Source organism: Rahnella sp. PAMC25617, from assembly GCF_050606005.1.
In the GTDB taxonomy this organism is placed as follows: Bacteria; Pseudomonadota; Gammaproteobacteria; order Enterobacterales; family Enterobacteriaceae; genus Rahnella; species Rahnella variigena.
This window is the reverse complement of record NZ_JBOCUM010000003.1, coordinates 129,599-156,342: the sequence shown is the minus strand read 5'-3', so window position 1 is coordinate 156,342 and position 26,744 is coordinate 129,599. Positions and strand designations below refer to the sequence as shown.

Annotated in this window: 27 protein-coding genes; 22 read left to right on the top strand and 5 right to left on the bottom strand. The window is 52.4% G+C overall.

The features are described 5' to 3' along the window. Nucleotides 1-113: 113 nt before the first annotated feature. From ACM615_RS02825 to hisP, 15 genes are all read left to right on the top strand, one after another. Nucleotides 114-905: an AraC family transcriptional regulator gene (locus ACM615_RS02825; RefSeq protein ID WP_431011402.1), complete on the top strand. Its 792-nt coding sequence runs from the start codon at nucleotides 114-116 to the stop codon at nucleotides 903-905. 100 nt (nucleotides 906-1,005) lie between these two features. Then, nucleotides 1,006-2,133, top strand: coding sequence for a 4-phosphoerythronate dehydrogenase PdxB (gene pdxB, locus ACM615_RS02820; RefSeq protein ID WP_431011401.1), 1,128 nt, complete (start codon nucleotides 1,006-1,008; stop codon nucleotides 2,131-2,133). Nucleotides 2,134-2,263: 130 nt separating this feature from the next. Beyond that, the gene (locus tag ACM615_RS02815) at nucleotides 2,264-3,274 is read left to right on the top strand and encodes an aspartate-semialdehyde dehydrogenase (protein ID WP_112287110.1); all 1,011 of its coding nucleotides are present in this window, start codon (nucleotides 2,264-2,266) and stop codon (nucleotides 3,272-3,274) included. Nucleotides 3,275-3,276: 2 nt separating this feature from the next. Beyond that, nucleotides 3,277-4,107: a tRNA pseudouridine(38-40) synthase TruA gene (gene truA / locus ACM615_RS02810; RefSeq protein WP_431011400.1), complete on the top strand. Its 831-nt coding sequence runs from the start codon at nucleotides 3,277-3,279 to the stop codon at nucleotides 4,105-4,107. Between the two features lie 74 nt (nucleotides 4,108-4,181). Beyond that, nucleotides 4,182-4,850, top strand: a complete 669-nt coding sequence (locus tag ACM615_RS02805) for a DedA family protein (RefSeq protein ID WP_112287108.1) — start codon at nucleotides 4,182-4,184, stop codon at nucleotides 4,848-4,850. 263 nt (nucleotides 4,851-5,113) lie between these two features. Then, on the top strand, nucleotides 5,114-6,028 hold the full coding sequence (gene accD / locus ACM615_RS02800) for an acetyl-CoA carboxylase, carboxyltransferase subunit beta (RefSeq protein ID WP_112287107.1): 915 nt from the start codon (nucleotides 5,114-5,116) through the stop codon (nucleotides 6,026-6,028). A gap of 187 nt (nucleotides 6,029-6,215) precedes the next feature. Then, nucleotides 6,216-7,502, top strand: a complete 1,287-nt coding sequence (gene folC, locus ACM615_RS02795) for a bifunctional tetrahydrofolate synthase/dihydrofolate synthase (RefSeq protein ID WP_431011399.1) — start codon at nucleotides 6,216-6,218, stop codon at nucleotides 7,500-7,502. After that, entirely contained in the window at nucleotides 7,492-8,283 is a 792-nt protein-coding gene (gene dedD, locus ACM615_RS02790) for a cell division protein DedD (protein ID WP_159281957.1), read from the top strand. Before folC ends, dedD begins: the two co-directional genes overlap by 11 nt. Before the next feature lie 349 nt (nucleotides 8,284-8,632). After that, nucleotides 8,633-9,124 carry a colicin V production protein gene (gene cvpA, locus ACM615_RS02785; RefSeq protein WP_112288114.1) on the top strand — a complete coding sequence of 164 codons (492 nt, stop codon included), beginning with the start codon at nucleotides 8,633-8,635 and terminating at the stop codon, nucleotides 9,122-9,124. Between the two features lie 30 nt (nucleotides 9,125-9,154). Then, complete coding sequence (gene purF, locus ACM615_RS02780) at nucleotides 9,155-10,672, top strand: amidophosphoribosyltransferase (RefSeq protein ID WP_112288115.1); 1,518 nt, start codon at nucleotides 9,155-9,157, stop codon at nucleotides 10,670-10,672. Nucleotides 10,673-10,803: 131 nt separating this feature from the next. Then, complete coding sequence (locus ACM615_RS02775) at nucleotides 10,804-11,376, top strand: UbiX family flavin prenyltransferase (RefSeq protein WP_431011398.1); 573 nt, start codon at nucleotides 10,804-10,806, stop codon at nucleotides 11,374-11,376. A 322-nt stretch (nucleotides 11,377-11,698) separates the two neighbouring features. Beyond that, nucleotides 11,699-12,481, top strand: coding sequence for a lysine/arginine/ornithine ABC transporter substrate-binding protein ArgT (gene argT / locus ACM615_RS02770; protein WP_431011397.1), 783 nt, complete (start codon nucleotides 11,699-11,701; stop codon nucleotides 12,479-12,481). A gap of 106 nt (nucleotides 12,482-12,587) precedes the next feature. Then, entirely contained in the window at nucleotides 12,588-13,274 is a 687-nt protein-coding gene (locus ACM615_RS02765; protein WP_112288118.1) for a histidine ABC transporter permease HisQ, read from the top strand. Further along, on the top strand, nucleotides 13,271-13,987 hold the full coding sequence (locus tag ACM615_RS02760) for an ABC transporter permease (RefSeq protein WP_112288119.1): 717 nt from the start codon (nucleotides 13,271-13,273) through the stop codon (nucleotides 13,985-13,987). Before ACM615_RS02765 ends, ACM615_RS02760 begins: the two co-directional genes overlap by 4 nt. Nucleotides 13,988-14,021: 34 nt before the next feature. Beyond that, nucleotides 14,022-14,795: a histidine ABC transporter ATP-binding protein HisP gene (hisP, locus tag ACM615_RS02755; RefSeq protein WP_113877034.1), complete on the top strand. Its 774-nt coding sequence runs from the start codon at nucleotides 14,022-14,024 to the stop codon at nucleotides 14,793-14,795. A 61-nt stretch (nucleotides 14,796-14,856) separates the two neighbouring features. Here the strand turns inward: hisP and pepT are convergent, their stop codons facing one another. Further along, nucleotides 14,857-16,089: a peptidase T gene (gene pepT, locus ACM615_RS02750; RefSeq protein WP_431011396.1), complete on the bottom strand. Its 1,233-nt coding sequence runs from the start codon at nucleotides 16,087-16,089 to the stop codon at nucleotides 14,857-14,859. A 158-nt stretch (nucleotides 16,090-16,247) separates the two neighbouring features. Here pepT and ACM615_RS02745 point away from each other — a divergent pair, with 158 nt between their 5' ends. Then, entirely contained in the window at nucleotides 16,248-17,843 is a 1,596-nt protein-coding gene (locus ACM615_RS02745) for an ABC transporter substrate-binding protein (protein WP_129639054.1), read from the top strand. Nucleotides 17,844-18,151: 308 nt separating this feature from the next. Here the strand turns inward: ACM615_RS02745 and ACM615_RS02740 are convergent, their stop codons facing one another. From ACM615_RS02740 to yfcG, 3 genes are all read right to left on the bottom strand, one after another. Next, nucleotides 18,152-18,505 (bottom strand): hypothetical protein, encoded by a 354-nt coding sequence (locus ACM615_RS02740; protein ID WP_431011395.1) that lies wholly within the window; start codon nucleotides 18,503-18,505, stop codon nucleotides 18,152-18,154. Between the two features lie 6 nt (nucleotides 18,506-18,511). Further along, nucleotides 18,512-19,408, bottom strand: a complete 897-nt coding sequence (locus ACM615_RS02735) for a TIGR01777 family oxidoreductase (RefSeq protein WP_129639052.1) — start codon at nucleotides 19,406-19,408, stop codon at nucleotides 18,512-18,514. A gap of 152 nt (nucleotides 19,409-19,560) precedes the next feature. After that, on the bottom strand, nucleotides 19,561-20,187 hold the full coding sequence (gene yfcG / locus ACM615_RS02730) for a GSH-dependent disulfide bond oxidoreductase (protein WP_112289898.1): 627 nt from the start codon (nucleotides 20,185-20,187) through the stop codon (nucleotides 19,561-19,563). A 312-nt stretch (nucleotides 20,188-20,499) separates the two neighbouring features. Between yfcG and yfcD the strand changes: the two genes are divergently transcribed. Next, nucleotides 20,500-21,114 (top strand): NUDIX hydrolase YfcD, encoded by a 615-nt coding sequence (gene yfcD, locus ACM615_RS02725; protein ID WP_112289900.1) that lies wholly within the window; start codon nucleotides 20,500-20,502, stop codon nucleotides 21,112-21,114. A 39-nt stretch (nucleotides 21,115-21,153) separates the two neighbouring features. Here the strand turns inward: yfcD and ACM615_RS02720 are convergent, their stop codons facing one another. Beyond that, nucleotides 21,154-22,170 carry a LacI family DNA-binding transcriptional regulator gene (locus tag ACM615_RS02720; protein WP_113877039.1) on the bottom strand — a complete coding sequence of 339 codons (1,017 nt, stop codon included), beginning with the start codon at nucleotides 22,168-22,170 and terminating at the stop codon, nucleotides 21,154-21,156. Nucleotides 22,171-22,522: 352 nt separating this feature from the next. Between ACM615_RS02720 and ACM615_RS02715 the strand changes: the two genes are divergently transcribed. The 5 genes from ACM615_RS02715 to ACM615_RS02695 all read left to right on the top strand — a co-directional run bounded on the left by ACM615_RS02715 (nucleotide 22,523) and on the right by ACM615_RS02695 (nucleotide 26,698). Then, nucleotides 22,523-22,966, top strand: coding sequence for a PTS sugar transporter subunit IIA (locus tag ACM615_RS02715; RefSeq protein ID WP_113877040.1), 444 nt, complete (start codon nucleotides 22,523-22,525; stop codon nucleotides 22,964-22,966). Between the two features lie 125 nt (nucleotides 22,967-23,091). Next, nucleotides 23,092-23,373 carry a PTS sugar transporter subunit IIB gene (locus tag ACM615_RS02710; protein WP_013574575.1) on the top strand — a complete coding sequence of 94 codons (282 nt, stop codon included), beginning with the start codon at nucleotides 23,092-23,094 and terminating at the stop codon, nucleotides 23,371-23,373. Nucleotides 23,374-23,422: 49 nt separating this feature from the next. Beyond that, nucleotides 23,423-24,799, top strand: coding sequence for a PTS ascorbate transporter subunit IIC (locus tag ACM615_RS02705; protein WP_112289907.1), 1,377 nt, complete (start codon nucleotides 23,423-23,425; stop codon nucleotides 24,797-24,799). 119 nt (nucleotides 24,800-24,918) lie between these two features. After that, a complete protein-coding gene (locus tag ACM615_RS02700) occupies nucleotides 24,919-25,752 on the top strand; it encodes a transketolase (protein WP_113877041.1) in 834 nt (277 codons plus the stop codon). After that, complete coding sequence (locus ACM615_RS02695; protein WP_113877042.1) at nucleotides 25,745-26,698, top strand: transketolase family protein; 954 nt, start codon at nucleotides 25,745-25,747, stop codon at nucleotides 26,696-26,698. The genes ACM615_RS02700 and ACM615_RS02695 overlap by 8 nt, the downstream gene beginning before the upstream one ends. Nucleotides 26,699-26,744: the final 46 nt, after the last annotated feature.

Here is a 26,744-nt window from a genome sequence, read left to right as displayed (position 1 = left end):
AGTAAATCGTCACGCTAGTGTACGGTTGTCTTATTTCTTAGATATAACGATAATCAGACAACACATCGCGCAATTCAGACAACCCTCGCGCGTGTCACAGACAAAAGGTTTTTATGCTTTCTCCCCGTACAGCGCCTCCCCGTTATTATCCGCCACTGCCCGAGAAAATGCCGGTCACGCTGCTTTTTCGCGGCGAGATTGTGGAAGGGAATTCCGAATATGTGCGTCATTCACATCCGTGGAGCCAGATTATCTGCGTGAAATCCGGCGTTCTCGCCATGCAGGTCAACGGCCAGCGCTATCTGGCTCCGCGTGAATTCGCCATCTGGGTACCTGCCGGGGTTGAGCATTCAAGCTATAACCGCAAGACCACGCGTTTTTGTGCCATCGATATTGCGCCGGAACTCGATACGGATTTGCCCGCTGAGCCTTGTTTGCTGACACCGACGGCCATTTTTAATGCCATTGCCGATGATTGTTTCTCGCGAAATATGACCGAGCCGCAAACTGAAGCGGACCTGCGCATGTGCCGCGTTTTGCTGGATCAAATCAGTCTGGCACCGCGACAGAATACCTATTTACCGACGTCCGAAAATAAGCTGCTGGCACCGGTTCTGAATGCGCTGGAGAAAAACCCGGCGGATAATACGTCGCTGGCGCAGTGGGCAAAGCAGGTCTATACCACCGAACGCACTCTCTCGCGGCGCTGTCAGCAGGAACTGGGGATGAGCTTTGCACAGTGGCGTCAGCGGTTGCGTTTTCTGCATTCGATCTCCCTGCTCGAGCAGGGTAAAACGGTGCACGACGTCTCGCTCGATCTGGGTTACAGCTCGTCTTCGGCGTTTATCGCCATGTTCCAGCAGATTTCCGGCACGACGCCGCAGCGTTTTCGTAACGACAGGTAAAGCTGTGCCCTGAAAGTTGGGATCTGCCCCCGTATCGTGGCAAAATCAATGCCCTCTTTATTTTCTATTCTTTCTTTAGGCCATGCTGCCGGAGACAAACGTGAAAATCCTGGTTGATGAAAATATGCCGTATGCCGTCGAGCTTTTTAGCCGACTGGGGAACGTGCAGGCCGTTCCTGGCCGTCCCATCCCGCAAGACGCCCTGAATGATGCCGATGCGCTGATGGTGCGTTCTGTGACGAAAGTGAACGAGAGTTTGCTGGCGGGAAAACCGGTGAAATTTGTGGGGACCGCCACCGCGGGCACCGATCACGTTGATGATGCATGGCTGGCCAGCGCCGGGATTGGTTTCTCTGCGGCACCGGGCTGTAATGCCATTGCCGTTGTGGAATATGTTTTCTCATCCTTGCTGATCCTTGCCCAGCGCGACGGTTTCCAGCTGCGCGACAAAACGGTCGGAATTATCGGCGTCGGTAACGTGGGAACACGCCTGAATGCCCGCCTCGAAGCGCTGGGTGTGCGCACGTTATTGTGCGATCCGCCGCGTGCTGACCGTGGCGATGCCGGTGAGTTCTGGCCGCTGGAAAAACTGGTGGCAGAAGCGGATATCCTGACTTTCCATACGCCGCTGAATATGTCCGGCCCTTATGCGACGCATCATCTGGTGGATGCGGATTTGCTGGCGCGTCTGCCCGCTGATCGCATTCTGATCAACGCCTGTCGCGGTGAAGTAGTGGATAACGCGGCACTGCTCGATGCGCTGAGCGGCAATAAAAAACTGACCGCCGTGCTGGATGTCTGGGAACCGGAACCAGACTTATCGCTGGCGCTGCTGGATAAAGTCGCCATCGGTACCGCTCATATTGCCGGTTACAGCCTGGAAGGCAAAGCGCGCGGCACCACGCAGGTGTTTGAGGCATTCAGCCAGTTTATCGGTCAGCCACAAACCGTGCCGCTGGAATCCTTACTTCCGGCGCCGGAATTTGCCGAAGTGACGCTGAGTGGCGCGCTGAGCGAAGCCAAACTGCTGCGTCTTATTCACTTAGTGTATGATGTGCGCCGCGATGACCGGCCTTTGCGCCGTGTCGCCGGGAAACCGGGTGAATTCGACAAGCTGCGTAAGTTCTATGAAGAACGTCGTGAGTGGTCATCTTTACGGGTGATTTGCGACGATGCAGCCACCGCTGATGTGCTGAAAAAACTGGGTTTCAACAGCCAGTTAGGTTGAGTTGAGCGACGACTCAACACAGCCTTACGCTTTTTCGCCTGCAGTGATGCGATAAATATTTTGAATAGCCGGGCGGTGAATATTCATCGCCCCTTTGTATTTTGTACTTTTATTTCTGGAGAATACCAACATGTCTGATGGCTGGAATATTGCGCTGCTTGGCGCAACGGGCGCAGTCGGTGATGCGTTACTGGAATTATTGGCTGATCGTCAGTTCCCGGTTGGTGAGCTCTTCCCGCTGGCAAGTGAGCGCAGCGCCGGTCAGACCGTGCGTTTTAACGGCAAAAGCCTGCGCGTGCAGCAGGCATCTGAATTCGACTGGTCGCAGGTTCAGCTGGCATTTTTTGTTGCCGGTTCTGAAGCCTCTGCGCTTTACGCCGAAGAAGCGGCAAATCAGGGCTGTCTGGTGATCGACAGCAGCGGTCTGTTCTCCCTTGAACACGACATTCCTCTGGTGGTGCCGGGCGTTAACCCGGATGCGCTTTCACACTATCGCAACCGCAACATCGTGGCCGTGGCTGACAGCCTGACCAGCCAGTTGCTGACTGCCATTAAACCGTTGACCGAACAGGCCGGTTTGTCCCGTCTGCACGTTACTTCTCTGCTTTCCGTTTCAGCGCTGGGTAAAGCCGCGGTTGACGATCTGGCCGGTCAGAGCGCGCGTCTGCTGAACGGTATTCCGGCAGAAGAAGGCATTTTCAGCAAGCAGCTGGCTTTCAACCTTTTACCGCTGGTGAGCGATGAAGAGGGCAGTGTGCGTCAGGAACGTCGTCTGGTTGATCAGGTGCGTAAAGTGTTGCAGGACGAGGGGCTGCCGATTTCCGTCAGCTGTGTGCAGTCGCCGGTATTCTACGGTCACGCGCAGGTGGTGCATCTCGAAGGTCTGCGTCCGCTGTCGGCGGAAGAAGCGCGTGCTGAACTTGAGCGTATTGATGACATTAATCTCAGCGATGAAGATGATTTCCCGACTCAGGTCAGCGACGCCTCCGGCAACGCCAATCTGAGCATTGGTTGTATTCGTAATGATTACGGCATTCCTGAGTTGCTGCAATTCTGGTCTGTGGCTGACAACGTTCGTTTCGGCGGCGCGCTGATGGCGGTGGAAACTGCAGAGAAGCTGATTAACGAATACTGGTACTGATTATGTCCGATGAAGTTATCGCTGACGTCGGTGCGGCTCCGGTCGCCGGACGTGTGGCGTTAGGCGTTGAATATAACGGCAGTGCGTATTTTGGCTGGCAGCGTCAGCAGGGCGCGGCCAGTGTGCAGGAATGTCTGGAGAAAGCGCTGAGTCGCGTGGCCAATACGCCGATTGTGGTGTTCTGCGCCGGGCGAACTGACGCCGGTGTCAGTGCCACCGGACAGGTGGTGCATTTTGATACACCGGTTCTGCGTAAAGATGCCGCCTGGACGATGGGTGTAAATACCCATCTGCCAAAGGACATTGCGGTTCGCTGGTGCGCAAACGTGAGCGAGGATTTCCACGCCCGTTTCAGTGCGACCGCCCGCCGGTATCGTTACGTTATTTACAATAACCGCTACCGTTCAGCGATTTTGCACACCGGGGTGACCCATGTGCATATGCCGCTGGACGTGGAAAAAATGCAGCTGGCCGGGCAGGCGTTACTGGGCGAAAACGATTTCACGTCTTTCCGCGCATCTCAATGCCAGTCGCGTACGCCGTGGCGTTACGTCATGCATGTCAACGTCAGCCGTCACGGGAATTATGTGGTGGTGGACATCAAAGCGAATGCCTTTGTGCATCATATGGTGCGCAATATTGTCGGCAGTCTGGTTGAGATTGGTGCGGGCAATCATCCGGTGGGCTGGATGTCAGAATTGCTGGCGGCGAAAGATCGTAACCTCGCCGCGGCGACGGGCAAGCCTGAAGGTTTGTATCTGGTGTCTGTTGATTATCCTGAGAAATTTGCATTACCTCAGGTGAATATGGGGCCACTGTTCCTGGAAGATTAAGGGACACTTTTAACATTTATCGCATTAACGTTTATCAATACAGCGTTTTTGACCAGGAAGAGGTGGAGGATCTAATGGGCTTTATTCACTTTGTCATTGATTTCATTTTGCATATTGATGTGCATTTAGCGGAACTGGTTGCGCAGTATGGCATCTGGGTATACGGCATTTTATTCCTGATTTTATTCTGCGAAACGGGTCTGGTGGTCACGCCGTTCCTGCCGGGTGATTCGCTGCTGTTTGTGGCGGGTGCGCTGGCGGCATTACCCAGCAATGATCTCAATGTTCACGTGATGGTCGCACTGATGGCGATTGCGGCGATCGTGGGTGATGCGGTGAATTACACTATCGGTCGGGTATTTGGTGAACGTCTGTTCAGTAATCCGGACTCAAAGATTTTCCGTCGCAGTTATTTGGACAAGACGCACAAGTTTTACGAGAAACATGGCGGCAAAACGATTATTCTTGCGCGCTTCGTGCCGATCGTCCGCACGTTTGCGCCGTTCGTGGCCGGTATGGGACATATGTCCTACCGTCATTTTGCTGCGTATAACGTGATTGGTGCGCTGGTTTGGGTGCTGTTATTTACCTATGCTGGCTACCTTTTCGGCGATCTGCCGATTGTTCAGGAAAATCTGAAATTACTGATCGTCGCTATCATCGTAGTGTCAATCCTGCCAGGTGTGGTTGAAATCTGGCGGCACAAACGCGCAGCGGCGAAAGAAAAGCGTCAGCAGGATTAATCTCTGACGTTTTTTTGTGCGAGCGCTTTAAAATTTAAGGCATTAAACCAGAGGGTAAGACCAGTTTTTTATCCACAGTGTCTGGCCGTTATGGTTTAATGAGCGACAATTTATGGTCTGTTCCTGCGAACAACCCTTCTGTGGCGCGGTATGTGAGATTTTTTATCACCCCGCACACAGGCGATTTTGGGTAGGTTTCAGGGGACTTGTTACAGCATGAACAGCGGACTGGCTTCGGCCGGGTTCAAACAGAAAGGTTATCGATGAGCTGGATTGAACGAATTCTTAGTAAGAGCACTGACTCGCAAACCCGTAAGGCAAGCATTCCTGAGGGCGTCTGGACTAAATGCGACAGCTGCGGGCAGGTTCTTTACCGCGCCGAGCTTGAGCGCAACCTCATGGTGTGCCCTAAGTGCGACCACCATATGCGTCTTACCGCGCGTATGCGTCTGTCCACTTTCATGGACGAGGGCAGTGAGGTTGAATTAGGCAGCGAGCTTGAGCCTAAAGATGTTCTGAAGTTTAAAGATTCCAAAAAATATAAAGATCGTCTGGTGGCTGCTCAGAAAGAAACCAACGAGAAAGATGCACTGATCGTCATGAAAGGCACCCTGTACGGTATGCCAATTGTGGTGGCATCTTTTGAATTTGCTTTCATGGGCGGTTCAATGGCTTCTGTTGTGGGTGCGCGTTTCGTACGTGCCGTCGAACAGGCGCTGGAAGATAACTGTCCTCTGGTGTGTTTCTCTGCCAGTGGCGGCGCACGTATGCAGGAAGCGCTGATGTCGCTGATGCAGATGGCGAAAACCAGTGCCGCATTGGCGAAATTACAGGAACGCGGCCTGCCGTACATTTCTGTACTGACTGACCCGACCATGGGCGGTGTTTCTGCCAGTCTGGCTATGTTGGGTGACATCAACGTCGCTGAGCCGAAAGCATTGATCGGTTTCGCCGGTCCACGTGTTATCGAGCAAACCGTACGTGAAAAACTGCCGCCGGGCTTCCAGCGCAGTGAGTTCCTGATCGAGAAAGGTGCGATTGATATGATCGTACGTCGTCCGGATATGCGCGCCAAACTGGGCAGCGTTCTGGCGAAACTGACCGGGCAACCGGAGCCGAACGTGGTTGACGTCCATGTTCCTGTCAACGGTTCTGCCGCTGACAACCAGGACGCCTGATCGAACAGGGTAAAAGCCGGTCAGTAAGTCGGGCGGCCATCTGATGTTGTGCCGCCCGCTGTTTCTCTGCAAAACAGGCAGCCCGTGCTTTTACTCTGTCGGTGAATTCTGACAAAGAGGGCATTGCCTGCTTTCACAGTCTGGTGATGTAGTGTCGAAGTGAACCTGATAAGGTTGAACGGGACTCATGCAAAATCAACTTATTCCCCAAGCCACGTCGCCTTTGGCCACGTGGCTTTATTATCTCGAACATCTCCATTCTCAGGCCATAGAGCTTGGCCTTGACCGGGTCAGAGCGGTTGCCGAAAAACTCGATTTACTGACTCCTGCGCCGCGTGTTTTCACCGTAGCCGGAACCAACGGTAAAGGCACGACCTGCGCGACACTTGAATCAGTCCTGATGGCTGCCGGATACCGTGTGGGTGTTTACAGTTCCCCGCATCTGGTGCGTTATACCGAGCGTGTGCGTATTCAGGGCGAAGAGTTGCCGGAATCTGCGCACTGCGAATCTTTTGCAGTACTCGAAGCCGGGCGGGGCGATATTTCGCTGACCTATTTCGAATACGGCACATTGTCGGCATTGCAGCTGTTTAAACAGGCTAAGCTGGATGTGGTTATCCTGGAAGTCGGTCTGGGCGGGCGTCTGGATGCGACCAATATTGTTGATGCCAGCGTGTCTGTCGTCACCAGTATTGCCCTCGATCACACTGACTGGCTGGGTTCTGACCGCGAAAGCATTGGCCGCGAAAAGGCCGGAATTTTCCGTGCGGGTAAACCTGCGGTAGTCGGTGAGCCGGATATGCCTCAGTCCATTGCTGACGTCGCACAGGAAAAACAGTCTGATTTATACCGCCGCGATGTGAACTGGCATTTTTCTGCTGATGCAGGATACTGGCGCTGGGCGGCGCTCGACGCCGGTAAAGAAGTGAATATTCTGGATGCATTGCCGTTGCCTAATGTGCCGCTGGCGAATGCGGCCACCGCGCTGGCCGCACTGCATTATTCCGGTCTGAATGTTCCTGAAGCGGCGCTCCGCAGCGGCTTACAGCGCGCCGCATTGCCGGGGCGTTTCCAGACGGTGAGTGAGTCGCCGCGACTCATACTGGATGTCGCCCACAACCCGCATGCCGCAGCTTATCTGGCCGGACGCCTGGCTGAACAGCCACGTAATGGCGGCAAAGTGCGCGCCGTCGTCGGAATGTTGAAAGACAAAGATATTGCCGGTACGCTGGCTTGTCTGTCGCCTCAGGTCGATGAATGGTATTGCGCACCGCTGGAAGGCCCGCGTGGTGCCAGCGTTGCCGAACTGACGGTACATTTACCGCAGGCACGCCCATTTGATGATGTGGAGTCTGCCTGGAGACAGGCTATGCAGGAGGCGGCTCCTCAGGATATTGTGATTGTCTGCGGCTCGTTTCATACCGTAGCTCACGTAATGGATGCTATAGACACGGGGAAAACCAGTGGCAAGTAAGTTTCAAAATCGTCTGGTCGGGACCATTATTCTGGTGGCGCTGGGCGTCATCATTCTGCCCGGTTTGCTCGACGGCAAGAAAAAGCATTACGAAGACGAATTTGCGTCGATTCCCCTGGTGCCAAAACCGGGTGATGTTGAGGAACAGGATTCGGTGCCTCCGGTCACGCAATCGCTGCCTGCTCAGCCACCGGAAGGGGCAGATCAGTCCATGACGGGCGGGCAGAATACTGACAGTTCAGCCAACAACACTAACGCCGCAAATCATGGCAATGTGGCACCGGGCAATACCACGGTGGAGTCCCAGTCGCCGGTCACCACGATGCCTGAGCAGAAAAAACCGGTGCAGACGGCTCCGGTCAAACCCGTTCAGCAGAAGCCGAAAACGATTGAGCCTAAGCCGATGGTGGAAGCAAAACCGACGGTGAAACCTAAACCTGTTGAACAGCCGAAGCCGGTTGAACAGCCTAAAGCGGTTGCCGAGCAGCCAAAACCTGTTGAGCAACCTAAACCTGCGGCGGAAGAGAAAGCACCGGCAGGGCAGTCGTATGTTGTGCAGTTGGGTGCGCTGAAGAACGCCGCGAAAGCCAATGAGATTGTGGCCAATCTGCGGTTGTCCGGTTTCCGCGCCTATACCGTGCCAGCAACGCCGGTTCAGGGGCAGATCACGCGCCTGTACGTCGGGCCGGATGCATCGAAGCAGAAACTTGAAGCGTCATTGCCTCAGTTACAACAGCTGAGCGGATTGGGTGGGCAGGTTCGGGCATACAGCGCTCACTGACCCTGCGCACTTGACGCCGCAGCTGTGTTCGCTGCAATCGAGGACCCGAATCACTGACTAATGTCAGCTCATCGGGATCCTCTCATTTGCTGCCTTGCTGCAACTCCAATTGCTTGGCTCTGATAATGATAAATACCACGGAGGGCACAAGCGATTTGTGCCCTTTTTCTATAAGATCCTCTGGCTGGGTTTTTATAGGTTTATGCTGCGATTGAGGTTTTTTTAATCGCTATTATTAATTTGTCTGACCGGCAGATTTCCCCTACGCAAACGTTTTCTTTTTCTGTTAGAATTCGCCGCGAACTGGATGCCGGGGTAGACGTGACTGGATTAGACACTGGAATAGTTAATGGTCTGGATTGATTACGTCATTATTGCGGTTATCGGATTTTCTGCTTTAGTCAGTTTGATCCGTGGTTTTGTTCGCGAGGCTTTATCGCTGGTAACCTGGGCTTGCGCCTTCTTTGTTGCCAGCCATTATTACCCTTATCTCGCCATCTACTTCACGCGTTTCGAAGATGAGTTAGTTCGAAACGGGATCGCAATTGCCATCTTGTTCATCGCGACGTTGATCGTAGGTGCAATTGTCAACTATGTGATCAGTTCACTGGTGGAAAAAACCGGGTTGTCCGGCACTGACAGGGTGTTAGGTGTGTGCTTCGGCGCACTGCGCGGGGTGTTAATCGTCTCTGCGATGCTGTTCTTCCTGGATACCTTCACCAGTTTTTCACAAAGTGAAGACTGGAAACAATCCCAGTTGATCCCACAATTCAGTTATATCATCAGGTGGTTCTTTGACTACCTGCAGAGCACGTCGAGTTTCTTGCCAAAACATATTTAGTTCTGGCAGCGCTGAAGAGGAAAAGACAACATGTGCGGTATTGTCGGTATCGCCGGTTTCATGCCGGTAAACCAGTCGATTTATGACGCGTTAACGGTGTTACAACACCGTGGGCAGGATGCCGCAGGCATCGTCACCATTGATGCCAATAATAACTTCCGTTTACGGAAAGCGAATGGCCTGGTGAAGGATGTTTTCGAAGCCCGCCATATGCAACGCTTACAGGGCAACATGGGTATTGGCCATGTGCGCTACCCAACGGCTGGCAGTTCCAGCGCTTCAGAAGCTCAACCTTTTTACGTCAACTCTCCGTTCGGCATCACTCTTGCGCATAACGGTAACCTGACCAATGCTCACGAATTGCGAAGCAACCTTTTTGAAGGCCAGCGCCGCCATGTGAACACCACTTCCGATTCTGAAATTCTGCTCAATATCCTGGCGAGTGAACTGGATCGTTTCCAGCATTACCCGCTGGAAGCCGATAACATTTTCGCTGCGGTTGCCGCGGTGAATTTGAAAATCCGTGGCGCTTACGCCTGTGTGGCGATGATCATCGGTCACGGCATGCTGGCGTTCCGTGACCCGCACGGTATCCGTCCGCTGGTTATCGGTAAGCGCACGCTGGAAGGTGGCCGTAATGAGTACATGGTGGCATCTGAAAGTGTGGCACTCGATACATTAGGTTTTGAGTTCCTGCGTGACGTTGCGCCGGGCGAAGCGGTGTACATCACCGAAAAAGGCCAGCTCTACACCCGCATGTGTGCTGAAAATCCTCAGTACAATCCGTGCCTGTTCGAGTACGTGTATTTCGCGCGTCCTGACTCCTTCATCGACAAGATTTCCGTCTACAGCGCCCGTGTTCGTATGGGTGAAAAGCTGGGCGCGAAAATTGCCCGTGAATGGGAAGATTTGGATATCGACGTGGTCATTCCTATCCCGGAAACCTCCTGCGATATCGCGCTGGAAATTGCCCGTATCCTGAATAAACCGTACCGTCAGGGGTTTGTGAAAAACCGCTACGTGGGCCGTACCTTTATCATGCCGGGTCAGCAGGAACGTCGTAAATCGGTACGCCGTAAACTGAATGCCAACCGTGCTGAATTCCGCGATAAAAACGTGCTGCTGGTGGATGACTCAATCGTGCGCGGCACCACCTCTCAGCAGATTGTTGAGATGGCGCGTGAAGCCGGGGCGCGACGTGTTTATCTGGCGTCAGCGGCGCCGGAAATTCGTTTCCCGAACGTCTACGGTATCGATATGCCAAGTGCCAATGAACTGATTGCGCATGGCCGTGAAGTCAGCGAAATCAATCAGATGATTGGTGCTGATGCGTTAATCTTCCAGGATCTAAGCGACCTGATCGCCGCAGTGAAAGAAGACAATACCGACATCGAGAAATTTGAATGTTCAGTGTTCGACGGTGTTTACGTCACTAAAGACGTTGACCAGAATTATCTGGAATACCTCGAAGCCCTGCGTAACGACGATGCTCAGGCATTACGTGGTCAGCAGGAAGCTGAAAACCTTGAGATGCACAACGAAGGCTGATTAGCCGGTTGCTGACATCTGCATAAACGCGTCCCTCCGGTGAACAACCGGGCGGGCGCGTTTTTTTATGTCTGGATTTATGTCAGTATTGGCAGCATCAGGTCTGGTTACATTTTTCTAAGGCAGTGTTCATGAAACGACTTATTGTCGGTATTTCCGGCGCCAGCGGCGCAATTTATGGTGTCAGGCTTTTGCAGGTATTGCAGAGCGTGCCTGATATCGAAACTCATCTGGTGATGAGCAATGCCGCCCGCCAGACGCTGACCCTGGAAACGGATCTGACGCTGCGCGACGTTCAGGCGCTGGCAGATGTGGTGCATGATTCACGCGATATCGCTGCCAGCATTTCTTCAGGCTCATTCAAAACAGCAGGTATGGTGATTTTACCCTGCTCAATCAAAACGCTTTCCGGTATCGTGAACAGTTACTCCGACGGCCTGCTGACCCGTGCAGCGGATGTAGTGCTTAAAGAACGCCGCCGTCTGGTGTTATGCGTGCGTGAAACACCGCTGCATCTCGGGCATTTGCGACTCATGACCCAGGCCGCTGAGCTCGGCGCTATTATTATGCCGCCGGTTCCGGCGTTTTATCACCGTCCGACATCTGTCGAAGATATTATCGATCAGACTGTAAACCGGGTGATTGATCAGTTTGATATTGAGCTCCCTGAAGACTTATTTGTTCGATGGCAGGGCAGTCGTTAATCTTTCTTCTCCCAATCCGCACTCATTTCGCGCAGTTCAGTTACATTGCACCAACAATGATCACAATTTGATTCATTAAGGTGCAGTGTTCGCCGCCCCTTCAGCTATTCTTCCTTCAGACCTTTGAAAACTTTCATTATCCCGATGCTTTTTTGACCGGTTTTCGTTCTCTCACAGCGGAAAGTGGCTGTGCTGAGAAACGGCACGAAAAGTGCATGAGAAAATCTGGCAAAAAGCCATTTGCATCGTTCAGCAAACTATAAAAAGACGTTCATTCACGCACACACAACCACAACAGATGAATAATCACTGAGGCTAATGTATGAAAAAGTTGTTCAAGGTTCTTCCGCTGGTTCTGGTCTTAGCCAGTGCAGGTAGTGCATTTGCTGCCGCGCCTAAAGCAATTAATATCGGTACTGATCCGACTTACGCCCCATTTGAATCAAAAGACTCCAGCGGCAAGCTGGTTGGCTTTGATATCGACCTGGCTAACGAGATGTGCAAACGTGCAGCCATCAAATGTACTTATGTTGAAAGTGATTTCGATGCACTGATCCCTTCCCTGAAAGCCAAGAAAATTGATGCGATTATTTCCTCGTTATCCATCACCGAAAAACGTCAGCAGGAAATTGATTTCACTGAAAAACTTTATGCCGCTAACGCCCGCCTTATCGCGCCTAAAGGCTCCAAAATTCTGCCCACTCTGGATGCCCTGAAAGGCAAAAACGTTGGCGTATTGCAAGGTTCCACTCAGGAAGCCTATGCCAACGCACAATGGCAGCCAAAAGGCATCAACGTGGTGGCTTACCAGAACCAGGATCTGATTTATGCAGATCTGGCCTCCGGTCGCCTGGACGCAGCATTCCAGGATGAAGTGGCAGGCAGCGAAGGCTTCCTGAAACAGGCTGCGGGCAAAGACTATGCGTTTGCAGGCCCTTCAGTGAAAGACGATAAATTCTTTGGCGTGGGCACCGGTATGGGTCTGCGCAAGAATGAAACCGACCTGAAAGACGCACTGAACAAGGCGTTTGACAGCATGCGTAAAGACGGGACTTACGACAAACTGGCGAAAAAATACTTCGATTTTGACGTTTACGGCAGCTGATTTGCGCTGTGAGATGTGCCAAAGGGAGCGGTTTGCCGCTCCCTGCGGTTCTGACGCGGGTTGCCGTTTTGCCTGCGCAGGGATCCATTAAAGACAGGAAAAAACCATGCTGTATGGGTATTCCCAGGTAATTATCCAGGGCACGTTGGTGACACTGGAGCTGGCGATTTCGTCAGTTATTTTAGCGCTGGTGATAGGGCTTATCGGGGCTGGTGGGAAACTGTCGAAGAGCCGGATTATTTCTGGTTTTTTTGGTTGCTATACCACGCTTATCCGCGGCGTACCTGATCTGGTATTGATGTTATTAATTTTTTACGGCTTGCAGATTGCTCTCAACAGCCTGACCGAATCCATCGGCATGTCGCAGATTGATATCGACCCGATGAGCGCCGGTATCATCACGCTGGGCTTTATTTACGGCGCTTATTTCACAGAGACGTTCCGTGGCGCGTTTATGGCGGTTCCACGCGGGCAAATCGAAGCGGCGACCGCATTTGGTTTCAGCGGCTCACAAATTTTCCGTCGAATTCTGTTCCCGGCCATGATGCGTTTTGCGCTGCCGGGTATTGCCAACAACTGGCAGGTTATCCTCAAAGCCACTGCGCTGGTGTCATTGCTTGGTCTGAATGACGTGGTCAAAGCCACGCAGCTGGCCGGTAAAGGCACGTATCAGCCGTTCTACTTTGCGATTGTAGCGGGTGTGGTTTATCTGATTTTCACCACGCTGTCGAACGGCGTGCTGGTATGGCTTGATCGCCGTTATTCGCTGGGTGTGAAGAGGGCTGATCTATGATCGAGATTTTACAACAGTACGGTATGTCCCTGCTCTACAGCGACGGTTACCGATTCACCGGTCTGGCCATCACCCTGTGGTTACTGATCAGCTCCGTCGTCATCGGCGGGTTACTGGCAGTGCCGATGGCCGTGGGGCGCGTGTCTTCCAACAAATTCATCCGCTACCCGATCTGGTTGTATACCTACGTTTTCCGCGGAACACCGCTGTATGTCCAGTTGCTGGTGTTTTATTCCGGGATGTACAGCCTGGAAATCGTGCGTGGCACAGACTTCCTGAATGCCTTCTTCCGCAGCGGACTGAACTGTACGATCCTGGCGCTGACGCTCAATACCTGCGCGTACACCACCGAGATTTTTGCCGGTGCGATCCGTTCTGTTCCGCACGGTGAAATTGAAGCGGCCAATGCCTACGGATTCTCACGCTTTAAACTGTATACCTGCATTATTTTGCCGTCGGCATTACGCACAGCGCTGCCTGCATACAGTAATGAAGTCATTTTGATGCTGCATTCCACCGCGCTGGCGTTTACCGCCACGGTACCGGACGTGCTGAAAATCGCCCGCGACATCAACTCGGCGACGTATCAGCCGTTTTATGCTTTCGGGATCGCAGCAGTGATTTATCTTTGTGTTTCTTTTGTCCTGATTGGTCTGTTCCGCAAGGCGGAAAAACGCTGGCTGGCGCATGTTAAGCCTCAGTCTGCCCATTAAAAAAGCCAACCAATAATTATTGCGGATAAAAACTATGCCAGAAAACAAATTAGCGGTTCTCGATCTCCACAAGCGCTATGGCGACCATGAAGTGCTGAAAGGCGTTTCTTTGTCTGCCAATGCGGGTGATGTGATCAGTATTATCGGCTCATCAGGATCCGGAAAAAGTACCTTCCTGCGCTGCATTAACTTTCTTGAGAAACCAAGTGAAGGTTCGATCAGCGTCAATAATCAGGATATCCGCATGGTGCGCGACACCGACGGTCAGCTGAAAGTGTTTGATAAAAAACAGCTGCAACTGCTGCGTACCAAACTGACGATGGTGTTCCAGCATTTCAACCTGTGGAGCCACATGACGGTGCTGGAAAACGTTATGGAAGCGCCGGTGCAGGTGCTGGGGTTAAGCAAAGCGGAAGCGCGTGAACGTGCGGTGAAGTATCTCGATAAAGTGGGCATTGACGCCCGCGCACAGGGTAAATATCCGGTGAATTTGTCAGGCGGTCAGCAACAGCGCGTGTCTATTGCCCGCGCACTGGCGATGGAGCCTGAAGTGCTGCTGTTTGACGAACCGACCTCTGCGCTCGATCCTGAACTGGTCGGCGAAGTGCTGCGTATTATGCAAAAACTGGCAGAAGAGGGGAAAACCATGGTGGTGGTGACGCATGAAATGGAGTTTGCCCGTCATGTCTCCAGCCACGTTATTTTCCTGCATCAGGGCGTGATTGAAGAGCAGGGCGATCCGTCGGAAGTCTTTGGCCGCCCGAAAAGTGCCCGCCTGCAACAGTTCCTTTCAGGTGCGTTGAAGTAACATCCTTACGCGCCTTCCCCTCGCACGAGGGGAAGGCTGGGATGATTTTACCTAAAGTAACTCAACCCTTCGCCGCCAGCAGGCAAAGCTGAACGGTGAGTTCATAGGATTTCACAAACGAATTCACCGGCAGGAACTCGAATTTCGAGTGGAAATTATGCGCGCCGGTAAAGTAATTCGGCGTCAGTAAACCTTTGGCTGACAGCGCTGCACCGTCGGTGCCGCCGCGCATCGGGATCACTTTTGGCTCAACGCCGATCTCTTTCAAACCTGCAAAGATCAGATCAATTGCCCGGCGATCTTCACCGATGGCGCTGCTGATATTGCTGTAGGTGTCACTGATCTCAACCGAGACTTTCGCCGTCGGATACTGCGCGGCGATCTCTTTCGCGACATCATGAATTTTTTGCTTACGTGCTGCAAAACTGGCGCTGTCGAAATCACGAATGGAGGCTTTCAGTTCCGCGCCTTGCTGCGACGCGCTCATGCCATTGAACCAGACATAACCTTCACGGCCTTCGGTATTTTCAGGCGTTTCTGCACGGTCAAAATGACGCATGAAATCCTGTGCCATCAGCAGCGGATTCACCAGCACGCCTTTGGCTGACATCGGATGCGCGGTCACGCCGGTAAAGGTGATTTCAGCAGCCGCTGCGTTAAAGTTTTCGTAAACTACTTCGCCGAGTTCGCAGCAGTCGATGGTGTAAGCGAAATCCACATCGAAGCGCGCAAGATCCAGCGCCTTGGCGCCGCGCAGTCCGATTTCTTCGTCCGGCACAAACGCCACCACGATATCGCCGTATTCCTGCTCAGCGGTCAGGTTTTCCAGCAATGTCATCACGACAGTCACCGCCGCTTTATTATCCGCGCCCAGCACGCTGGTGCCGTCGCTGAAAATAATGTCTTCGCCTTTGTACGGCAGGATCTCAGGGCGCTCGGCAGGGCGCAGCCAGATATCTTTTTCACTATTGAGGCACACATCTTCGCCGGTAAAACGCAAGGTTTGCGGGTGAATGTCCGGGCGCAGGCCGACATCCACGGTATCAATATGCGTGATGAAACCGATGCGCGGACCACCCTTTTTAGTCCCGGATTTTACGGCGGTGACGGTCGCGTATTCGTCGATCTGAATGTTTTCCAGACCGAGCTGGTGCAGCTCATCGGCCAGTAAGCGCGCCATATCGTGCTGGCCTGGTGTACTTGGCAGAGTGGTCGCGCTGGCATCACTTTGTGATGTCACGGAGAGATAGCGGTAGAAACGTTCGGTAAGCTGTTTTGCAATTGTTGTCGACATCTTGACCTCTGAATGTGCGCAAATATTGTTCCCTGTTATAAGATTTTCATATATAACAAAGTATTACTACGTGTTATCCAGATGTTAATCTGTTTTTGCTTTATGTTCCACGATGAAGAAGATTTAAACACTCTCCGGACAGGGAAAAAGGGAAAATAATGAAACACAACATATTAAAAATAAGCACAGGTTTACTGGCGCTGGCCATCACAGGTGGCGTTTCTGCAAAAACGCTGGTGTATTGTTCTGAAGGTTCGCCTGAGCAATTCAACCCGCAACTTTACACCTCGGGTACCTCTGTGGATGCCAGCGCGGCACCGATTTATAACCGTCTGGTGGATTTTAAAATCGGTACCACGGAGCTGATCCCTAGCCTGGCGGAAAGCTGGGATGTCAGTGCGGACGGTAAAACCTATACCTTCCATTTGCGCAAGGGCGTGAAATTCCAGAGCAACAAACTGTTCAAGCCGACGCGCGATTTCAATGCTGACGACGTGATCTTCTCGTTCATGCGCCAGAAAGATGAAAATAATCCTTACCATAAAATTTCCGGCGGCACGTACCTGAACTTCGACAGCCTGAAAATGGGTGACCTTATCGGCAGTATCGATAAGGTGGATGACTACACTGTCCGCTTCAATCTGACTCGTCCGGAAGCGCCATTCGTGGCGGATCTGGCGTGGTATTTTGCATCGATCCTCTCGGCGGAATATGCCGATCAGATGCTTAAAGCCGGTACGCCGGAAAAGGTCGATCAGGATCCTGTCGGCACCGGCCCGTTCGAGCTGATGCAATACCAGAAAGACACGCGTCTGCTGTACAAGGCGTTCCCTGAATACTGGCAGGGCAAATCTAAAATTGACCGTCTGGTGTATACCATCACCCCTGATGCCTCAATGCGTCTTGCTAAACTCGAGAAAAACGAGTGTCAGGTGATGCCATTCCCGAATCCGGCCGATCTCGAGCGTATGCGTGCAAATAAAGACATCAATCTGATGAGCAAGGCTGGCCTTAACACCGGTTTCCTCTCGTTCAACACGCAGAAAGCGCCACTGGATAATGTGAAAGTACGTCAGGCACTGACCATGGCGATTAACAAACCGCAAATCATCGAAGCGGTATTCCATGGCACCGGAACCGTCGCCAAAACGCTGCTGCCGACCGGTGTCTGGAGTTACAACGACAAGCTGGTGGATTACGATTATTCGCCTGAGAAAGCCAAAGCCTTGCTGGCCGAAGCGGGAATGCCGAACGGTTTTGATATTGATTTGTGGGCGATGCCGGTTCAGCGTCCGTATAACCCGAACGCCCGTCGTATGGCGGAGATGATTCAGGCGGACTGGGCGAAAATCGGTGTGAAAGCGCACATCGTCAGTTACGAATGGGGCGAATATCAGACCCGCATCCGTAACGGCGAGCACATGGCGGCACTGATGGGCTGGACGACGGCGAACGGTGACCCGGATAACTTCTTCGGTCCGCTGTTTACCTGTAACGCCGCGAAGGGCGGTTCGAACTCAGCCAAATGGTGTTACGCACCGTTTGATAAGCTGATTACCGAAGCGAAAGAAACCACCGATCATGCCAAACGCGTCGCGCTTTACGAACAAGCCCAGCAGATGATGCACGATCAGGCCCCTGCGGTGATGATCGCCCACTCGACCATTTTCGAACCGGTCCGCAAAGAAGTGACCGGCTATGAAGTGGATCCGTTTGGGAAACATGTTTTTTATCAGGTGGATGTGAAGGAGTAGAACCTGAGGGGGGGGAATTGAATTGTGGACGTTTCGGTTTCTCAATAATTGTGCTCACATAATTTTCTGCGCCGAAACCGCCCAAAGGAGGAAAGTGCTTTTCCTCCTTTGGATTCCTCCTCGCCTTTTCAACAAGTGCTTCGCTCGCTGGCTATGTTTCAGCAACCACAGTGACAGGCTGGAAATCTTGCCGCTTTGCGGTTCCTTCTCTCGGTCTTCGAGCCCTGGGTCTCGAAGCCGCTCCGTTCAGCAAGATTTCTGATTCGCCCGTGAGATCTTAAATTCAACGGCTGACCGTTTTTTATCTTTTAGATAAGTTGATTGGCGTGCTCAAAAATGGCACCGAATGAATGGTTCGAGACCAGAGGCTCGAATCCTGAAATGAGGGCATCGCGGAGCGATGACATTTTGCGCCATACACCAATGTGCCGGAACATGTCCTTCATTCCAGCGACAGCGCGCAGTGAAAAAGCGAGGGGAGTGCAGAGGGGAAAAGCTTTTCCCTTCTGCTCGGTTTCGGCGAAATAGCCTATGTGAGCGCAGTTATTGAGAAACCGAAACATCCCCCCCCGATCAGTTTTTAAAAAGCGCCAGTACCGCGCCATTGTACCTATGAGAAGCCGAAACATCCCCATCTGGTCGAGCAGGGTGAAGGGCTGCAAGACCCTTCACGCCAGCAAATCCTCCAGTGCTTCCTTCAATTCCTGATGCTTAAACTCAAACCCTGCGGCTTCCAGTCTGCGTGGCACGGCACGCTGGCCTCCCAGCACCAGCACCGCTGATTCCCCCATCAGCAAACGAACCACAGGCGCGGGTGCGCGCATAAATGCCGGTCGGTGGAGGACTTCCCCGAGCAGGGCGCTGAACTGTTCGTTACGTGCCGGATAAGGCGATACCATATTGAATGGCCCTGAGAGCGTTTCGTGGGCGAGGAGGAAAAGGATCCCGTCAATCATGTCATTGATGTGGATCCACGGCATATATTGCTGACCATCGCCGATCGGACCACCGAGACCGGCGCGGAAGGGCAGCACTATTTTTGCCAGCGCACCGCCTTTTTCGGCCAGTACGATCCCGGTTCGCAGCAGACAAACTCGCGTGGACGGGCTTTGAGCGGACATCGCCAGGGCTTCCCAGCGGGCGCACAGTTGCCAGGTAAATTGCTTGTTCGGCGGCTCATCTTCCGGCACCAGCGCCTGCCCCTGATCGCCGTAATACCCGACCGCTGAACCGGAAATGAAGACTGAAGGCGGCGTCTGACTGGCATTAATCAGCGTCGCCAGTTTTTCAGTGAGCTGCCAGCGGCTTTCACACAACCGGGCTTTGTGTTCTTTCGTCCAGCGTTTGTCCGCGATCGGCTCACCGGCAAGGTTGATGACGGCGTCGAAACCGTCGAGGGTGGTTTTGCCTTCCAGCGTTTCCCATACCTGAACCTGCGAGCCTAACAGCTTCGCCGCCCGTTCAGGGGCGCGGCTCAGTGCGGTAATCTGATGAGATTGTTCAAGAAGCCGCCCGGTGAGTTTTCGACCGATGAGCCCGGTTGCGCCGGTTATCAGGACTTTCATATCGTGATCCTTAACTGTCTGAATTCGCGGATGAACTGCCTATAATCATAGATGAATCACCGCCATTAACTCGCGATATGGAGCACAATTAAGTGTTTTTATTTTGCAGAAGGGAAAACACCTCCGGCAAAGTACGGAGGCATCGGGACGGATTATGCCTGCGCTAACGCATAGGCTTTTTGCGTCGCCGGGCGGCTTTTCACCCGCTCAAACCAGTTGCGCACGGCAGGAAACTCCGCCAGATCAATTCGCTGACGTTCATGCGCCACCACCCACGGGTAAGTGGCAATATCAGCAATGCTGTAATTCTCGCCCGCGATATAGGCATTTTTCTCCAGCTGACGGTTCAGCACCCCATATAACCGCCGGGTTTCCTGCAGGAAACGTTCGATGGCATAAGGCACAGGTTGCGGAGCGTAGTGGGTGAAATGATGATTCTGACCCAGCATCGGGCCAAATCCGGCAACCTGCCAGGTCAGCCATTGCAGCGTGATGGTTCTTTCGCGCAGTTCCTGGCTGAGGAATTTGCCGGTTTTTTCTGCCAGATACTGCAAAATTGCGCCAGACTCAAAGACACTGAGTGGCGCGCCGCCATCCACGGGTTCATTATCAACAATGGCCGGGATTTTATTGTTGGGAGAAATGGCAAGGAATTCAGGCCTGAATTGCTCGCCGGCGCTCATATCAATTCGATAAAGCCGGTATGGCAGGCCACACTCTTCAAGTAAAAGAGAAATTTTATGGCCATTGGGTGTGGGTGCGTAATAGAGATCGATCATATTGCCTCCTGCGTGTTAATCAGACTCCGCGACTTGCGGGGCGGGATGCGCCAATGGGGGATTGATAATCACAAACTTTATATCCTGAGTAATAGGTTATCATAATGCATATGAACGGCTGTCTATGTCAGAGTTGTCTGATGGCGAACTTTGTGGGCTGACATAACTTTTACGGTGTATCTGCGCACCCATAGCTATTGAAGCAACCCAGCAGACCCAATAGAATCTCCGGACATTATCGACGTGTTGCAAAATCACAGCGCACAGACTTATTGCGCACAGACCAGCGCTTAAAAGAGAAGGTTCCAGCGGATGTCAGAACAAGAGCAAAACATCAGTACGGATGAGTGGGTTGATATCGTCAACGAAGATAACGAAGTCATTGCCCAGGCCAGCCGACAACAAATGCGCGCTCAGGTCCTGCGTCACCGTGCCAGCTATATCGTGGTTCATGACGGCATGGGAAATATTTTGATTCAGCGCCGGACTGAAACCAAAGATTTCTACCCGGGCTGGCTGGATGCAACGGCAGGTGGCGTGGTGCAAAGCGGTGAAAATATTCTGGATTCAGCGCGTCGTGAAGCCGAAGAAGAGTTAGGCATTGCCGGTGTGCCTTTTGCCGAGCACGGTCAGTTCTATTTCGAGGAAGAGAATAAATGCCGCGTCTGGGGCGCACTGTTCAGTTGCGTATCCCATGGCCCGTTCGCGTTGCAGGAAGAAGAAATCGACGCAGTGCGCTGGATGACTCCGGAAGAAATCACTGCCCGCTGTGATGAATTTACGCCTGATTCTCTGAAAGCACTCTCATTGTGGATGACGCGCAATAACGAGAAAGAACACGGTAAGCCTCTGACGCGTGAAGAAGCAACACCGGCGGTGGAAAGTGTGAAAGCTAATGAAGATTCGTCGACCGAAGACGATATCTGATCAGCATCTCGCGGGCGATATACTATCGCCCGCGGTTTTTTAGCAACTGTCCCGCTTGCACAATGACGATGCGATCGTCACCTCTTCCCATTCCTCATCATTAATCCTCGCCAGTAACGCCTGTGCCGCACGTACCCCGATTTCTTTATGCGGAATAGCGATGGTGGTCAGCGGTGGCTGACAGACTTTGCTGACGTCCGAATTACCAAAACCGACCACAGCCAGGTCGTCCGGCACTTTGATTCTTCTGCGCTGACATTCATACAGCGCACCGCAGGCGAGATCGTCTGACACACATACCAGCGCGTCGAGTTCAGGCCAGGCCAGCAGAAACTCAGGCAGTTGCTGGGCTCCGGTAGAAAAACAGGCTGGTTCCGCGGCATTAATCACCCGGTGCGGCGACATGTGCGCTTTCAGCATCGCTTTTCGCCAGCCCTGTAAATGCTGCTGGAAAATCCACTGTTCCTGATTAGCGCACAGCATGCCGATGTTCTGGTAACCCTTTGCCACCACGGTCTGCGTCAGCTGAAACATCGCCTCGACGTAATCAATACCAATATTCATATCGATAGGTGAATCGGTTAGCGCACCGATTTCCAGAACCGGAATGGTCAGATTATCAAGCCATTGCCTGACATTCGCGGAGTGCTCGACGGAAAGCAAAATAGCCGCCGCCAGATTGTAGGACAGCAGCGTTTCCAGCAGTTTTTCTTCACGCTCCATCCGGTGCTGGGACTCGGCCAGCATGATCTGGTATCCCGCCGGTTGCAGCACTTTCTGCAATCCGGCAAACATCTCCGCGCAGCCAGATTCAGACAGGCTGGGCACAATCATCGCAATGGTATTGGACGAGGCAGAAGCCAGTGAACTCGCGGCCTGATTAGGCAGATAACCCAGCTGACTGACGGCTTCTTCGATTTTTTCCCGCAGCTTGTCGGAAACCTGCTCCGGCGTTCGCAGCGCGCGGGAAACGGTCATGCTGCCTACGCCTGCCAGCTGCGCGACATCCGCCAGTGTGACTCTTCCGGTACTGCGTCTTTTCTTGTTAATGGACATTCACGATCCTGACCTTAACTGCGCATCTTGCGCACAATGTATACCTGCTGGCATAACGAAAAAGCGGGCCGCAGCAGGACCGGCATAACGGGAACTACGGCAGAATTCGGTAAATTATCGGCAATTTCCTGACAAAGTATACCGTTATTTGTACCAGCCGCTGGCCGGTGATACCGCAGCGCGATTATTTTTGATAGCGCTATCACAGATCTCAATGATAGAAGTTTGGTAGCGCTATCTTTGTGAGTTGTGTCACAGATGTTAACGCTACCGCTGAAGTAGAGTCTGGATCGTTGGTGCGGTCTGGGGGAAATTTGACCGGCCATCTTCAAAAATATAACGGAGTATCACTATGCTGAATGATTGGCTGACATCTGAACGAATTCAGATCAGAACGGATATCACGGACTGGCGGCAGGCAGTGGAAGTGAGCGCTGTGCCACTGCTGAAAGAAGGGACAATTACCCCGGATTACCTGACCGCAATTTTTGCGCAGCGGGAAAAGCTGGGGCCGTATTTTGTTCTGGCACCGGGCATCGCCATGCCACATGCCAGACCGGAAGAGGGAGCTAATGGACTGGGGTTATCGCTGCTGACGTTACCGCAGGGGGTGAAATTTAATTCAGAGGATAACGATCCGGTGTATACGGTCGTCATGTTGTCCGCACCTGATAAGCACAGTCATATTGAGCTAATTTCTGAGCTGGCTGAATTATTTTCCAGTGATGAAGATATGCAGAAAATCCATCAGGCTAAAAGCATCAGTGAAATACAGGATGTGATTTCCCGCTATTAATTTGAGTTAATACCGTCACAGGGAAGATCATTCCAATCAGGAAATATAAACAGTCAGAGGCCTGAATACGGGCAACTGATACGCTATGTTACGCTTTCAAAACAGATAAAGAACAGGTGAATAAAATGAAAATTATGGCGATTTGCGGTTCCGGTTTAGGCAGCAGCTTTATGGTTGAAATGAACATTAAAAAAGTGCTGAAGAAACTGAATATTCAGGCGGATGTTCAGCACTCTGATTTGTCTTCTGCCATTCCCGGTGAAGCTGACCTGTTCGTGATGGCGAAAGACATCGCTGCCAGCGCCAGCATCCCGGAAAATCAGTTAGTGGTGATCACTAACATTATTGATATCAATGAACTTGAAACCAAACTGATTGCGCATTTTGAAAAACACCCAGTGTCCTGACGTCACTGAATAACCCTACAAATAAAACAAATAGACAAACGAGGTGGATATGTTTATCCAGGAAACGCTCAAGTTTGTGGTTGATATATTAAAAGTGCCTTCCGTACTGGTGGGGCTCATCGCATTAATCGGCCTGGTCGCGCAAAAGAAAAACTTTTCTGATGTGGTCAAAGGCACGGTAAAAACAATACTGGGCTTTTTAGTATTGGGCGGTGGTGCCACGGTATTAGTCGGCTCTCTTAATCCATTAGGCGGTATGTTTGAACACGCCTTTAATATCCAGGGTATTATTCCAAATAACGAAGCCATTGTTTCCATCGCGCTGGAGAAATTCGGTGCGCCGACCGCTTTAATCATGGCGTTCGGTATGGTGGCAAACCTGATTGTGGCGCGTTTCACACGACTGAAATATGTCTTCCTGACCGGACATCACACGTTCTATATGGCCTGTATGATCAGCGTCATTCTGACCGTTGCCGGTTTTGAAGGGGTTGCTCTGGTCTTCACCGGTTCCCTGACGCTCGGCCTTATCATGGCGTTCTTCCCGGCGCTGGCGCAGCGTTATATGCGCAAAATCACCGGCAGCGATGACGTGGCGTTCGGCCATTTCGGCACCATCGGTTACGTCTTATCAGGCTGGATCGGCAGTAAAGTTGGCAAAGGTTCACGTTCTACGGAAGAAATGAATCTGCCGAAAAACCTGAGCTTTCTGCGCGACAGTTCCATTTCAATCTCCCTCACCATGATCATTATCTATCTGATCATGGCGGTGTTCGCTGGTCAGGTCTTTGTTGAAGCGACCTACAGCGCGGGCCAGAACTATCTGGTGTACGCCATCATCATGGCTATTACCTTTGCGGCGGGTGTGTTCATCATTTTGCAGGGTGTGCGTCTGATCCTCGCAGAAATTGTCCCGGCATTTGTCGGCTTCTCTGAAAAACTGGTGCCGAATGCCCGTCCGGCGCTGGACTGTCCGGTGGTTTATCCGTACGCACCGAATGCTGTGCTGATTGGCTTCCTGTTCAGTTTCCTCGGCGGTCTGGTCGGCCTGTTCCTGTTAGGGCAAATGCATCTGGTGCTGATCCTGCCGGGCGTGGTGCCGCACTTCTTCACCGGTGCAACAGCGGGTGTGTTCGGTAATGCCACCGGCGGACGTCGTGGCGCGATGGTCGGGGCGTTTGCTAACGGCGTTCTGATTACCTTCCTGCCGGTTCTGTTGTTGCCGGTACTGGGTGCGCTGGGCTTTGCCAACGCAACGTTCTCTGACGCGGACTTCGGCGTTATCGGCATACTGCTGGGCAATCTGGCGCGCTTCATGTCGAAGGAAGGCATCATGGCGCTGATCGTCGGTATCTTCGCGGTACTGGTTGCCTGGAACTATCTAGGTAAAAAACCGGTAGCTGAGAAAGAAGTCACAGAGAAGTAAATCCTGCATCACACCGTTTTTTAACGAATACGTTTTGTAAGACCATCCGGGAAACACTGTCCTGCCTGTTAGAAATAACAGGCCAGGATAAGTGCTCACTAAAATAAGGATCAATGAAGATGAAAGATGTCCAGGAGGTTCGTGACCTGGCCCGCCATATCCGCATCGAGACGCTGAAAATGTTGACCGGTCTGGGATTCGGGCACTATGGCGGCAGCATGTCAGTGGTGGAAACGCTGGCGGTTCTGTATGGCGATGTCATGCGCATCGACCCGAAAAAACCAGACTGGCAGGATCGCGATTATTTCGTGTTATCCAAAGGCCATGCGGGACCGGCGCTGTATGCGACGCTGGCGCTGAAAGGCTATTTCCCGGTCAGTGAATTGCAAACGCTTAACCAGAATGGCACCCGGTTACCGAGCCATCCGGACAGGCTGCGCACCACCGGCGTCGATGCTACCACCGGTTCGCTGGGGCAGGGCGTTTCCATCGCTGCAGGCATGGCGCTTTCGCATAAACTGGCCGGTCGCAGCAACCGTGTATTCTGCATTCTTGGCGATGGCGAACTCAATGAAGGCCAGTGCTGGGAAGCCTTCCAGTTTATTGCGCACCACAATTTGCACAACCTGACGCTGTTCATCGATTACAACAAACAGCAACTCGACGGCACGCTGGATGAAGTCATCAAACCTTTTGATCTGGCCGGAAAATTCAGTGCGTTTGGTTTCGATGTTCAGACTATTAAAGGCGATGACATTGTAGCGATAAGCGAGGCGGTGACGCCGGTTCGTCACGCTGAGCAACGTCCGCTGGTGGTGATACTCGACAGTATCAAAGGCCAGGGCGTGAAGTATCTCGAACAACTGGCGAACTCGCACCATCTGCGGTTAACCCCGGATGTGAAACTGGAAATCGAAAACGCTATCGCTGAGCTGGAGGCCACCCATGTTTGAAGTCTCTCTGGAATTACAAAAAGATGCGGTGGAAATGCGTAAAGTCTACGCCAATACCGTGCGTGAAAAGATTGTGGAAAATACGCCGATTATCGCGCTTGAAGCCGACCTGATGAGCTCGATGGCGATGGACGGCGTGCATAAAGATCATCCTGATCATGTGATTAACTGCGGCATTATGGAAGCCAACGTGATCGGCGTTGCAGCAGGTTTGTCGCTGACCGGTCGCGTGCCGTTTGTGCATACTTTTACCGCATTCGCCAGCCGCCGCTGTTTCGATCAGCTGTTTATGTCGCTGGATTATCAGAAGAATAACGTCAAAATTATCGCGTCAGATGCGGGCGTCAGCGCCTGTCATAACGGTGGCACGCATATGTCGTTTGAGGATATGGGCATCGTGCGCGGGCTGGCGAATTCCGTAGTCATGGAAGTGACTGATGCGGTGATGTTCCGCAATATCCTGTTGCAGCTGATGGATCTGAAAGGTTTCTACTGGGTACGCACTATCCGCAAACAGGCCACGCAGGTTTATCAGGAAGGGTCGACGTTTACCATCGGCAAAGCTAATTTGCTGCGGGACGGTACTGACGTTACGCTGATCGCCAACGGGATTATGGTCGCAGAAGCGCTGAAAGCGGCAGAAATGCTGGAGCGTGAAGGCGTCAGTGCGGCAGTCATCGACATGTTCACCCTCAAGCCGATTGATAGAGACATTATCATCAAATACGCCGCGAAAACGGGCAAAATTGTGACCTGTGAAAACCACAGTATTCACAACGGGCTGGGATCGGCGGTAGCGGAAGTGCTGGTGGAAAACCAGCCGGTGCCGATGCGCCGTGTGGGCGTGAAAGAGCGTTACGGTCAGGTAGGGACGCAGGAGTTTTTACAGCAGGAATATGGCCTGACGGCTGAACATATTCTTGAAGCCGCGAAAACGTTGCTCTGAGATTTACCGAAAAAAAGACAAAAAAAACGCCGGACATTAAGCCCGG